We start from the raw sequence: 12,109 nt of genomic DNA, 5'->3' as shown, positions 1-12,109 counted from the left end.
ATTATTGCTTGTTATAGTTTCTGCAAGGGTGGTATAAGCGAGCTAAAGCCATTTATTTTGTGATGACCATGAAAAATGTTTACGCTTGTTTCTTAATTGGCGTTGAATGGTTTAGCGTTTTTAATGCGGGCTATATGCAATAGAGTCGCGGCGCTATTAAAGCACGCGTCAGAAACGCGCACAAGCTTTATACGGTAGGATTATTGAGGTAAATTCGTGAAGAATGCTTCACTCCGATCCACCGGCAGTGCTTTTGTCCGCAATGATCGGTTTGTTTTGAGCTAAAAAAACTATAAACAAACAAGCCGCTGTTTTAGCGGCCCGTTTTAAACTATAATGGTGTTTGCCCGTTAGTTAAACTCGATCACGAATTCTTCTTTTGGTGTCCGTACCTTTTTAAGGTTTACCAACCAATCGCCAGCTTCGTCCCGGTATCCTAAAGGTAACAGGGTAACACTTTTTAAGCCTTTTTTATCTAAACCTAAAAGTTCATCTAAGGCAGGTCCGTTGAAACCTTCCATCGGAGTGGCATCTACTTTTAACAAAGCTGCTTCTGCAATGGCAATACCGAAAGCAATATAAGCCTGACGGGCTGCATGGTTGAAGTTTTCTTCCGCAGTTCTGGATAAAAGCATGCCTTTAAGTTGCCCTTTGTAAGCATCTGTCGTATCTAATGGTAAACCACGCTCTGTATTCATTCTGTCGAAAACGGTATCTATGCCTTCTTCTGTATAATTTTCGTTTGCAGCAAAAATCAATAAGTGAGAAGAATCGATCACTTGCGATTGGTTAAAAGCAATCGGCGCAATTTTCTCTTTTAATTCCTGGTTGGTTACCACAATTACTTTAAAAGGCTGTAAACCTGATGAGGTAGGTGCTAAATGTGCTGCATCAATAATTTTATCAACCTTTTCCTGTTCAACAGGCTGACCATTCATTTTCTTAACGGCATAACGCCATTTTAGGGCATCTATTAAGCTCATATTTTTGAAGATTTTTATTAAATTTTATAAAGCAAATATGGAAATAAGGAATAAACCTATTGTTGATGTATGGTAAGAAAAAAGATTTAGCATGGTTCAGTCAGACTAAATCATAGCAATTCAAGATAGTTTCTGCGCATACGTCGTCCTGAACTGGTTTCAGGATCTTTCAGCCGGGGAGTTTATTTTTTTATGGACATCATAATATTTCATTATTGAGGGGGTATGGGGAAGAAATAGAGTTGGGAAATGAACGGTTTGTTGTTCCTGGCGGCCTACAGTCCTGCTTTCGCTTATAGTCCTCGGGCTATTCCGCTCCATCAGGTTTAGGAACAAGGGTTTCTGCACCTGTGTCCTCGGTCTGTATCTTCACAGAACGAAAAAGGAATAATCTAAGACGGTCTGTGGAGACACAGACCACGGAAGCTTTATTCTATCGGTTGGTGTCTCACCGACCGAAATTGAATTGGGAAATGAACGGTTTGTTGTTTCTGGCGGCTTACCGTCCTGCTTTCGCTTATAGTCCTCGCTACGCTCCGGGCTATTCCGCTCAATCAGGTTTGGGAACCAGGGTTGCTGCACCTGTGTCCTCGGTCTGTATCTTCACAGAACGAAAAAGGAATAATCTAGGACGGTCTGTGGAGACACAGACCACGGGAAGTTTATGGAACAAATCTCAAATCACTCCGAACCGGAAAATGGTCAGATAATTTGGCCTGGGTGATTTTATAATTTAAAACTTCAAGTTCTTTGGAAGTAGCAATATAATCGATCTGAAAATTGGGAAATTTACCATTATAGGTTTTACCGAAGCCATTTCCTTTTTTGATAAAACTATTGTTTAAACCTGCAGTGATTTGAGTCACCACGTATGATGCTGGTGTATCGTTAAAATCGCCCGCAATAAGGTAAGGTGTTTTGCAGGTGGCCATTTCTTTTTTCATAATGTCTACCTGACCGCTACGTTTCAAAAAGGCACTTTTCAGCATTCTTAAAATCCGTTTAGAGGGCTGCAGTTCGGTATTCATTTCCTTAACCTTATCCAGGTATTCGTAATCCTGTTTTTCGAAAGAAATAGATTGAAAATGTACATTATAAACCCTGAGGGTTTTTCCTTTAATATTTAAATCAGTGTAAATACTCATATTACCCGGATAACCTTCAACAAAAGGGATTTTGCCGGAATTTTTAATGGGAAATTTTGAAAATATGGCTAAACCTGTGGCCTCGTAATCGTTTTTATTGGTGGGTACAAAATAGTAATATTTGGTGTTTAACAGTGCTTTTAAGCTATCAACCGTATCAAATGCACCTTTATAGCGGGTAAAAAACTCCTGAAAGCAGATAATATCTGGGTTTTGATCTTTCACTACCTGAAGCATCTTTTCTTTTACCGATTCGGTATTGTCTTCACCATATAGTTTAAAACTATGTACGTTATAGGTCATCATTCTGATGCTATTATCTGCTTTTTCAGCACCTCCTTCATCGCCACCAATGGCAAAGGTGGCTTTTAATGTCTTACCGCCAAGTGCGATAACCAGAATGGTAACGATTGCAAAAATCCATTTTTTGCTTAAAAGCCACCAAACCAGGAAGATCATATTCGCAAACAGGACAAATGGGTAGGCGAGACCAAAAAAAGCAATAATGGCATGTTTTCTTGGATCCATATTCCCGGCTAGCAAGCCCAAAAGCAAAGAAATTGCCAATAGAAAGGCAATAGGTAAGAGAAGTTTGTCTATGAAATTATATTTCTTCGTTTTTGTAGCCATTAATCTTTACTTGCCTTAAATAGTTTTTCTTTTTCTATGGCTGTTAGTTTATCGTATCCTGAAGTTGATATTTTATCTAAAATAGCATCTATTTCCTGTTGAGAAACACCGCCTTTAAATTCAGGTTTTTTAACAGGTTTTTCATTCCGCACGATCTTTAGTTTCGGCTTACGCTCAAACAGTTTACTCCAATCTTTTCCGTTTTGCAAACTTTTAATGAAAGTAAAACCTAAAAGTGCGCCACCAATATGCGCTAAACTTCCACCGGCATTTATGGAACCGATGGCAATAAAATCGAGAATAAAATAAATAATGGCAATCCACTTAATTTTAACCTCGCCAAAGAAAAGCAGCATGATACTGTAGTTGGGTACCAATGTTGCAGCGGCAAAAATGATCGCCATTACGGCGGCGGATGCTCCAATAATGGTTACGCCAGCTAATCCATTAGCATAAACAGGGAATATATTTAAAGCAGCAACGGCAAATAAACCACCAAACAAACCACCTGCAAGGTATACAAAATGAAACTGCCTGGTTTTTAAAAAATTCATAAATATATTGCCGAACCAAAATAATCCGAGCATGTTAAACAAGACGTGGAGAATCCCGTCATGAAAAAACATATAAGTGAATAAGGTATAAAAACGTTCGGGCAATTTCGAAACACTGGCGGGTAAGCCCACATATTCTCTGATCCATAAATTGGTATCGACAGGAATACGGCCTAAAAAAACAACTACACCAATAATGGCAGTAACTAAAAAAAGGATAATGTTGATCCCAATATAAAAAAACAATGGGTTGCCCGATTGAAAAACCTTGTATTTTAAATCTTTGAAAGTATTATTCATAGAGTGTATAAAATGTATCGTTTTTATCTTTCCATATTTTAACCAGTATAAAGCCGATTAAGGCCCCCCCAAGGTGGGCATAATGGGCAATGGAATCGCCTTCAAACTGGGCAACACCCAAAGATAACTCTACTAAAATATAAATGGGTATAATATATTTAGCTTTTACCGGAACCGGGATAAACATAATCAGTAATTCGGCATTTGGATAAAGCATACCAAAGGCAACCAGTAAACCAAAAATAGCACCCGAAGCTCCTACCATACCGCCAAAATAGATACTCCGAAGCGTAACCGCTTGCGCCATTGAAAGTTGTTTGGTATTAAACTCACCCTGAAATAATGCGGGAAGGTTTATCTTTCCATTATTGGTGGCGCTACCTATAATCTGGTGTACCTCGTAAGCCTGTACCGCCCACTGTAATGCCAGTGCACCCAATCCCGTAATAAAATAAAATATGATAAATTTTTTGCCGCCCCATCTCGATTCAAGGATGCTTCCAAAAGAGTACAAGGCAAACATATTAAAGAAAATGTGCGCTAAACCGCCATGCATAAACATATAAGTTATCGGTTGCCATATCTCAAACTTCGGAGAATCAAAATAATATACCGCTAAGCGATCATCCAGGTTGAGCGTGGTGAGCAGGTAGCTGGCTACAAAAAATAAAACGTTAATAATTAGTAGATTTTTAACTACCGGTGGAATATATATATTATTCATCTAATTCTTAAAAAGGGTTAACTGGTTAATGGTTTAAATCGGTTAACTGTTTTGTATTTCTTCCTTAGCTTCAAGTTTTACTATACACTTCAATCTTCTGACCTCCCCTGACACCCGACTTTTTCTCTTTAGTCTCTCAGCTTTGGTCTTTAGTCTATTTCTCAAACTTCTTATCCAGTTCTGCCAGGGTAATGGTTTGGATAATCGGTTTGCCACTCACGCTAAAGTTAGGTGTTTTACAGGCAAAAAGTTCATCAATCAAGGTATTCATTTCCTCCTGTCCAAGGCTAGTTCCTGCCTTTATCGCACTGTTTTTTGCCAGGCTTCTTGCCAGGCTATCGCGTTTGCTCAATTTAAGTTCCTGTTGTGAGTTTTTAAAGCCCTCAATCAATTGCTCAAATAATTGCGTTTCGTTAATATTGCTGCTGCCCAGATCAACGGGAACACCTTCTACTACCAACGTATTTTTTCCAAATTCCCGTACATCGAAGCCCAAACTTTTTATATCGTCCAATAAACTTTTGGCCAGTTCAAAATCCTGGGCATTAAGTGTTATGGTTTGCGGAAATAAACTCTGCTGCGATGCGCCTTTACGGTCGTCAAGATGTACGAGAAAACGTTCATAAAGGATTCGCTCGTGCGCCATTTGCTGGTCGATAACCATCAGGCCCGACTTGATCTGCGAAACAATATAACGGTTATGCAATTGCATATACTGCTTTTGCTTGGTTTCTAAAACAGTCTCATCAGCATAAATAGAAGTTTGCTCTACAACAGGTTGTTCAGTTATATCGTAAAGCGAACCCCAGTTTTTGGCACTCGGTTTTGCATCATAATTTCTTGGCGATGAGGCGTAACCGGAGGTAGAACTGCTGTCATTCGCAAAAGGATTAAAATCAGGATTAAAATTAATGCTTGGTGGTATAATATCTTCAACTGCTTTATGCGTAATCATATTGCTAAAACCAGTTTCCTGATCAAAATCTAAAGTTGGGGAAATATTATACCGTCCGATGGAACGTTTTACTGCCGATTTCATGATCGCATAAATCGACTTTTCGTCCAGGTATTTAATTTCCGTTTTAGTAGGATGTACGTTTACATCAATTTTCGCCGGGTCGATCTCAATAAATAATACGTATAACGGATAACTGTCATCAGGTAATAACTCTTCAAAAGCAGAGCTTACCGCATGGTTTAAATAAGGATCTTTTATGAAACGGTTATTTACAAAAAAGAACTGTTCACCTCTGGTTTTTTTTGCAAAAGCAGGCTTACCGATGTATCCTTTCAAGTTAATAATAGTGGTTTCTTCCTCAACCGGTACCAGACGTTCGTTATAGTTGTTGCCAAAAATATGAACAATACGCTGTTTTAAATTGCCTTTTGGCAGGTTGAAAATTTCAACTCCATCATGGTGCAGACTAAAAAACACACCTGGATGTGCCAATGCTACGCGTTGAAATTCGTCTATGATATGACGCATTTCTACCGGGTTGCTTTTAAGGAAGTTTCTTCTGGCGGGTGTATTAAAAAACAGGTTTTTAATTGAAATCTGCGTTCCGGGGGAAGTAGCTACAGGCTCCTGATTGATGACCTGTGCACCTTCAATAGAAATGCAGGTGCCTATTTCATCTTCATGCCTGCGGGTTTTCATTTCTACCTGTGCAATGGCCGCAATAGAAGCCATGGCCTCTCCACGGAAACCCATGGTTCGGATGGCGAATAAATCTTCGGCTTTTTTTACTTTCGATGTAGCATGGCGTTCGAAACACATTCTGGCATCGGTAACACTCATTCCACAGCCATTATCAATAATCTGAATCAATGCTTTGCCGGCATCTTTTATCACCAGTTGAATTTTATCTGCGCCAGCATCTATCGAATTTTCAAGCAATTCTTTTACCGCAGAAGCAGGGCGTTGAACAACTTCTCCGGCAGCAATCTGATTGGCAACAGCATCGGGCAATAAGTGAATAATATCCGTCATGTATTAAGGCAAAGTGAATTCGCTAAATTATGCAAAATAAGCTTAAAGAACCCGATTTGTTTAAAACTCAACACGTAAATGACTGTCGTTAAATAGAATTGATTGCTGCAATCAATTGTCATCCTGAGCAGAATCGCAGGATCTTTAATTGTAAAACTACTTTCTTTTAAAATCTCTGGTTCATGCTGAAAACGAACCTGCGGATCACATAGACTATCGATTAAGAGGAAGAATTAATATAGTCAGGTTGTTTTATATAAAATAGTCTTCATGAATGTAAGCCATCAGTTGAACAATAATAAAGAATGGGTCTTTATGGATATTCTTAATGGAAGAAACCATGTTATTATTGATTGGTCTGTGGTGACACAGACCAGGGCGTATAACTTCCGTGAGTTCTGTGTTTCCGTGGCAAAAAAAAACATATTTATTGGTTTGCATTACTGGCAAAGAAAACTAATTGTTGCCGGTTTTAGCGTTGATGCCAGAAACAGGGGACAAATCCTTTCTGTAAAATTGAATTTACAAATTCAAATGCTTTCAATTCTCTATCTTTATCGGTATGAAATACATGTTATACAGCCTTTTTCTGGCCCTGCTATTTACTTCCTGTACCAAAAAAGAAGCTGTTGATGTTATTATCTACAATGCCAAAGTATATACGGTTAACAGTAATTTTGATACGGTTGAGGCCTTCGCGGTGAAGAATGGGAAAATCCTCGCACTGGGTAAAAGCGATGAGATAAAAAGTAATTATACAGCTAAAGAAGAAATCAATGCGGCAGGCAAAGCCATTTATCCCGGTTTTATCGATGCCCATGCTCATTTTTATGGTTATGGGCAAAGTTTACAAACAGCCGATTTACGGGAAACAAAGTCGTGGGATGAAGTGCTGACGCGTTTAACGGCGTTTGCTAAAACGCATCCTGATGGCTGGTTAATTGGCAATGGTTGGGACCAAAACGATTGGCAGAATAAAGCATTCCCTACAAATGAAAAATTAACGGCACTTTTTCCAGGTCGACCGGTGTTTTTAAACCGGATCGATGGACACGCGGCCATTGCAAACCAGAAAGCATTGGAAGATGCCGGTATTAAAAGTATGCAGAAGTTGGTAGGTGGCGATATGCTTACCCAAAACGGAAAGCTAACCGGTGTGTTAATTGATAATGCGGTAGCCTTAGTAGAACGTAAAATCCCTTCACCCGATGCTAAATTAGCCGAAAAGATATTGATGGATGCACAGCAAAACTGTTTTGCTGCTGGTTTAACTACCATTGATGATTGTGGATTAAGTTACCTTACGGTGGAATTTATCGAAAAACTGCAACAAGAGAACAAACTGAAAATGAGGCTTTATGTCATGCTTTCAGATGAGCCTGATAATTATACCTATCTTTTCAACCGTGGACCCATTAAAACCGATCGGTTAAATGTTCGGGCTTTTAAGGTGTATGCCGATGGCGCTTTGGGTTCGCGTGGGGCTTGTCTGTTACATCCTTACAGTGATATGCCCGGTAAAACCGGTTTTTTGCTGAGCGATCAGAAGCATTTTGAAGAAGTAGCTGCAAAAATTGCTGCCAATCATTTCCAAATGTGTACCCATGCTATCGGAGATTCTGCAAATCGGGTAATCCTTAATATCTACAATAAAATATTAAAAGATAAAAATGATCAACGCTGGCGAATTGAACATGCTCAGGTAGTAAACTCAAAAGATTTTGACCTCTTCGGCAAAGCCAGTATCATCCCCTCCGTTCAGCCTACACATGCCACTTCAGATATGTATTGGGCCAAACAGCGTTTGGGCGCTGAAAGGTTAAAAAATGCATATGCTTACAAACAATTGCTAAAACAAAATGGTTGGATTCCCTTGGGTACCGATTTCCCTGTAGAAAACATTAATCCGTTATTAACGTTTTATGCAGCAACAGTGAGGGCAGATGCAAAAGGTTTTCCGAAAGGAGGTTTCCAGGTAGAAAATGCCCTAACACCTGAAGAGGCTTTGCGCGGAATGACGATATGGGCAGCAAAAGCCAATTTTGAAGAAAATGAAAAAGGTAGCCTGGAGAAAGGTAAATTAGCCGATTTTGTTATGCTCGATCAGGATATTTTGAAGCCAACCTCAAAAAACATATTAAAAACCAAAGTTTTAAAAACCTATCTGAACGGAGAAAAAGTATATGAAGCGAAATAGATTGTATATCCTGGCCGTAGCATTCTGCTGCAATATTTTATGTTTAACCGCATGCGCACAGGATCATACCGCAAATGAGAAAAAACTGGCTATTGCCAATGCAATTGCCAACACAACCGTGTTGTTAAACAATCAGGAAGGAATTATTCCTCTGAAAGCACTAGAAAAGAAAAATATTGCTTCGGTTAGCCTTGGCTTTGCCTATAGTGCTGTTTTCGATAGTTTGGCCAATAAATATGATAAAATCACCTCATTTTCGGCCAGTTCTTATAAGGATAGCCTGAATTTAGACGACTTGGAAGATGATCTTAAATATTTCAATACGATTTTGATTGCCATTGATGATCAGCAGGTAACTAAAGCCAGATATATTAACTTCATTAACAGCATCAGCAAGAATAAGCAGGTGATTGTTTCCTTTTTTGGTAACGGGCCTGGCTTAAAATCATTCGATCTGTTAAAATCACCAATTATATGGACCAGTCAGAACAATGTTGATGCTGCGGCCATCGTACCACAATATATTTTTGGAGGCATTGCCGCTTCAAATAAGTTAACCACTGCTTATTCTGCCCGTTATACAATCGGTTCTGGTTTTACAACAACAGCTACGCGCTTAAAGTATACTGTACCTGAAGATGCAGGTTTAAATTCGAACAATTTAAAGGAGATTGATGCTATTGCCGCCGAAGCTATAGCACAGAAAGCAACTCCAGGATTAGTGGTTTTGGTAGCGAAAGACGGTAAAGTGATCTTTAATAAGGCTTATGGTACCCATACTTACGATACCAATGTGCCAGATAAGGTAACCGATATTTTTGATCTCGCATCAGTAACCAAGGTAACGGCAACTACACCGGCGGTCATGCGTTTATTTGAAGAAGGAAAACTGAAACTGGATACCAATATTGGTGCTTACATTCCAAAAGCACGTACTACGCCCATGAACAATATCCAGGTGCGTGAAGTGATGTTGCACCAGGCAGGTTTTATTCCTTACATTCCTTTTCACGATTACGTTAAAACAGGCGATTATAGCAGAGATTCATCTGCAGCCTATCCAACCAAAGTAGCTGATAACTACTATATCAAAAAAGGCTTCTTTAAAGATTTTATGTGGCCGAAAATGCTTAATTCGCCAATCAAAACACGTGGCAAATATGTATACAGCGATATCAGCATGTATGTGATGAAAGATATTGTAGAGCATATTAGTGAAGAGCCTTTAAATCAATATACTTACGAAAATTTTTACAAGCCGCTAGGGATGCAAACGGCAGGTTTTTTACCGCGCAACCGTTTTAAACCAGAGCAGATTGTTCCAACTGAAGATGATAAATATTTCAGGAAAACTTTATTGGTAGGTTATGTGCACGATCAGGGGGCAGCTTTAGCAGGAGGTGTTTCAGGTCACGCTGGTTTATTTGCAAGCGCAAACGACCTGGCCATTATTTACCAGATGCTATTAAACCGGGGTAGCTACGGTGGAGAAACCTATTTCAAAAACACAACTGTAGATATGTTCACGTCAAAACAATCAAATGTGAGTCGCAGAGGTTTGGGTTTCGATCGCTGGGATCCTGACAGTACCAAACATTATCCTTCTGATTTAGCTTCGCCACAAACTTATGGTCATACCGGTTATACCGGAACCTGTGTTTGGGTAGATCCATCGCGGGGTTTGGTATATGTGTTTTTATCCAACCGTGTGAATCCAACGGTTACCGATAAACTTTCCAATTTAAAAATCAGGGGTAGAATTCAGGATGTAATCAATAAAGCCATTGATGAATCGAGGAAATAAAGCCCTGTTATCAATAGCAGAGTTGTCAGCTTTAGTTCGTTGCCGGTTTGACAACTCTTTTAAATAATTAAATAAATAGCTATTGCAGATAATCAACATCCTGAAATCATATACGCTGTTGTATTTGCTCAAAGTCTACCGGTGTTGTTATGCAGCTGATACTTGAAAGCTGAAAAAGTTTTCATCCAGTTTTACCTTTTTACAAGCGTAAACAATCAGAAAATTTACTGCTTGTGTACATCTTTGAACAGGATCATATTCAGTAACTTCTGTTCCTTTTCATTGTCGAATCCACATGAACTATTAAATTCTTTTGGGTTTTTATAGGTGCCGAATAACATATCCCACCAAACAATATCTCCGTAATTGTGACTGTGTTTCTCATATTCGTGATGGATCCGGTGCATCTCTGGTCGCTGGAAAATATAACCGATCCACTGTGGCGTTTTCACATTAGTATGGTAAAAAAACTCGCCAAGGGCGGTACATAGGGTATAAATAGCGCCCGCTTCCGGATTTAAGCCCAGTAAGGTATAAACTAAAAGACTTCCAATAATCGAATTTACAGTCATCTCCAACGGGTGTTTATAAAAGGAAGTGATCACTTCTAGCCGTTGTGGGCTATGGTGAATCTGATGAAAACCCAGCCATAGAAAGTCTATTGTATGTCTCCAACGGTGCCACCAATAAAAAATAAACGTAGCAATGAAATAGGCTGTCACTCCACCAAGCCAATCAGGCATATGGTTTGAAAGTTGGAATAGTGAAATAGAAGATAGCCATTTCTCCCAGGTAAAGCCAGCCAAAAGAACAATGCTCAATTGGATGAAATTGACGCTTAAAACCCTAACGGCCCAGGTTGAGACTTTTGGTAACTTCCAGCCCGGTTTAATTCTTTCAATCAGAAAGCAGCATCCAAATACGATAAAGATTGTAAATAACATAGATTTTAGATTTATTGATTCAAATCTATGAATGCATAAATTGCTGACTTTTGATAAAAGTCAAAAAAACAAAATTACTTCCTGATCCTGCTTAATGTTTCTTGCGAGATACCCAGATAAGAGGCAATATGACCTAAAGAAACACGCTGGAAAAGTTGTGGATTTCGCTTGAGTAGTTTTTCATAACGTTCTTTTGCACTCAACATCCGCAATTCGTTGGCTTGTATTTCGTTACGGATGTAGTAATATTCTGTTAGTTTCCGGCCAATAAAATTGAACTCTAAAAATTGGAGATATATTTCATCCAGTTTTTCTTTTTTTACTGCTATTAAGGTTGTATCCTCTATTGTTTCAATATATTCGAAGCTTGGCTGCCCGGTAAAGAAACCATAAACAGAGATCAACAATTCATTTTCGAATAAAAACCAGGTATTGGTCTGTTTGCCCTCATTATCAAGATAATATACTCTTGCTGCACCTGAAATAATAAAATAAATGGTATTACTGCTTTCTCCAGCGCTTAACAAAGTAGTCTTTTTTTTGAATTGGGCAATATGGCTGTTTCTGACGATAGCCATTTTGAGTTCTTCACTCAGCGGGTAAATGGCGTTAAAAACAGAAAATAAGTTTTGATAGTTTTCTGAAAAATTCTCTTGTAGCATATTTCTTTTAAGCAAACACAGTCAATAAATGTAAGCTTTATAAGCCAATCTGTAAACATAGACGATTTTTACAGATTAAAGACTGGCCAATCTAATCGGCATTTTACTATAAAGTTCACCACTCTTTTTACGAATGTTTGAAACCATAAAAAAAAGCACCGGGTTTTAACCGGCGC

10 protein-coding genes are annotated in these 12,109 nt (G+C 38.8%); 3 read left to right on the top strand and 7 right to left on the bottom strand.

From position 1 onward, the window contains the following. Positions 1 to 350 precede the first annotated feature (350 nt). The 5 genes from ACK1I8_RS15205 to mutL all read right to left on the bottom strand — a co-directional run bounded on the left by ACK1I8_RS15205 (position 351) and on the right by mutL (position 6,326). Positions 351 to 983, bottom strand: coding sequence for an NAD(P)H-dependent oxidoreductase (locus ACK1I8_RS15205; protein WP_412466181.1), 633 nt, complete (start codon positions 981 to 983; stop codon positions 351 to 353). 662 nt (positions 984 to 1,645) lie between these two features. Beyond that, positions 1,646 to 2,758, bottom strand: coding sequence for an endonuclease/exonuclease/phosphatase family protein (locus ACK1I8_RS15200; RefSeq protein ID WP_412466180.1), 1,113 nt, complete (start codon positions 2,756 to 2,758; stop codon positions 1,646 to 1,648). After that, on the bottom strand, positions 2,758 to 3,612 hold the full coding sequence (locus ACK1I8_RS15195) for a rhomboid family intramembrane serine protease (RefSeq protein ID WP_412466179.1): 855 nt from the start codon (positions 3,610 to 3,612) through the stop codon (positions 2,758 to 2,760). The genes ACK1I8_RS15200 and ACK1I8_RS15195 overlap by 1 nt, the downstream gene beginning before the upstream one ends. Continuing rightward, positions 3,605 to 4,336 carry a rhomboid family intramembrane serine protease gene (locus ACK1I8_RS15190; protein ID WP_412466178.1) on the bottom strand — a complete coding sequence of 244 codons (732 nt, stop codon included), beginning with the start codon at positions 4,334 to 4,336 and terminating at the stop codon, positions 3,605 to 3,607. The genes ACK1I8_RS15195 and ACK1I8_RS15190 overlap by 8 nt, the downstream gene beginning before the upstream one ends. Before the next feature lie 154 nt (positions 4,337 to 4,490). Next, on the bottom strand, positions 4,491 to 6,326 hold the full coding sequence (mutL, locus tag ACK1I8_RS15185) for a DNA mismatch repair endonuclease MutL (protein ID WP_412466177.1): 1,836 nt from the start codon (positions 6,324 to 6,326) through the stop codon (positions 4,491 to 4,493). A 270-nt stretch (positions 6,327 to 6,596) separates the two neighbouring features. Between mutL and ACK1I8_RS15180 the strand changes: the two genes are divergently transcribed. Genes ACK1I8_RS15180 through ACK1I8_RS15170 form a run of 3 tightly spaced genes read left to right on the top strand, consistent with a single transcriptional unit; the run spans position 6,597 to position 10,327 of the window. Next, positions 6,597 to 6,959: a hypothetical protein gene (locus ACK1I8_RS15180; protein ID WP_412466176.1), complete on the top strand. Its 363-nt coding sequence runs from the start codon at positions 6,597 to 6,599 to the stop codon at positions 6,957 to 6,959. Beyond that, complete coding sequence (locus ACK1I8_RS15175) at positions 6,889 to 8,523, top strand: amidohydrolase (protein ID WP_412466175.1); 1,635 nt, start codon at positions 6,889 to 6,891, stop codon at positions 8,521 to 8,523. The genes ACK1I8_RS15180 and ACK1I8_RS15175 overlap by 71 nt, the downstream gene beginning before the upstream one ends. Then, complete coding sequence (locus tag ACK1I8_RS15170; protein ID WP_412466174.1) at positions 8,510 to 10,327, top strand: serine hydrolase domain-containing protein; 1,818 nt, start codon at positions 8,510 to 8,512, stop codon at positions 10,325 to 10,327. The genes ACK1I8_RS15175 and ACK1I8_RS15170 overlap by 14 nt, the downstream gene beginning before the upstream one ends. Before the next feature lie 224 nt (positions 10,328 to 10,551). Here ACK1I8_RS15170 and ACK1I8_RS15165 read toward each other — a convergent pair whose 3' ends face one another. Then, the gene (locus ACK1I8_RS15165) at positions 10,552 to 11,271 is read right to left on the bottom strand and encodes a sterol desaturase family protein (protein WP_412466173.1); all 720 of its coding nucleotides are present in this window, start codon (positions 11,269 to 11,271) and stop codon (positions 10,552 to 10,554) included. Positions 11,272 to 11,345: 74 nt separating this feature from the next. Next, positions 11,346 to 11,933 (bottom strand): Crp/Fnr family transcriptional regulator, encoded by a 588-nt coding sequence (locus ACK1I8_RS15160; RefSeq protein WP_412466172.1) that lies wholly within the window; start codon positions 11,931 to 11,933, stop codon positions 11,346 to 11,348. Between the last annotated feature and the right edge of the window lie 176 nt (positions 11,934 to 12,109).

This window comes from Pedobacter sp. KLB.chiD (assembly GCF_047040275.1).
Taxonomy (GTDB): domain Bacteria; phylum Bacteroidota; class Bacteroidia; order Sphingobacteriales; family Sphingobacteriaceae; genus Pedobacter.
The sequence above is the reverse complement of the archived record's forward strand: the minus strand, read 5'-3'. Positions and strand labels throughout refer to the sequence as shown.

Coding starts and splice junctions, on each gene's coding strand:
- ACK1I8_RS15175 (WP_412466175.1), top strand. CDS start 6,889: ATGAAATACATGTTATACAGCCTTTTTCTGGCCCTGCTATTTACTTCC.
- ACK1I8_RS15180 (WP_412466176.1), top strand. CDS start 6,597: ATGAATGTAAGCCATCAGTTGAACAATAATAAAGAATGGGTCTTTATG.
- mutL (WP_412466177.1), bottom strand. CDS start 6,326: ATGACGGATATTATTCACTTATTGCCCGATGCTGTTGCCAATCAGATT.
- ACK1I8_RS15160 (WP_412466172.1), bottom strand. CDS start 11,933: ATGCTACAAGAGAATTTTTCAGAAAACTATCAAAACTTATTTTCTGTT.
- ACK1I8_RS15165 (WP_412466173.1), bottom strand. CDS start 11,271: ATGTTATTTACAATCTTTATCGTATTTGGATGCTGCTTTCTGATTGAA.
- ACK1I8_RS15170 (WP_412466174.1), top strand. CDS start 8,510: ATGAAGCGAAATAGATTGTATATCCTGGCCGTAGCATTCTGCTGCAAT.
- ACK1I8_RS15195 (WP_412466179.1), bottom strand. CDS start 3,612: ATGAATAATACTTTCAAAGATTTAAAATACAAGGTTTTTCAATCGGGC.
- ACK1I8_RS15200 (WP_412466180.1), bottom strand. CDS start 2,758: ATGGCTACAAAAACGAAGAAATATAATTTCATAGACAAACTTCTCTTA.
- ACK1I8_RS15205 (WP_412466181.1), bottom strand. CDS start 983: ATGAGCTTAATAGATGCCCTAAAATGGCGTTATGCCGTTAAGAAAATG.
- ACK1I8_RS15190 (WP_412466178.1), bottom strand. CDS start 4,336: ATGAATAATATATATATTCCACCGGTAGTTAAAAATCTACTAATTATT.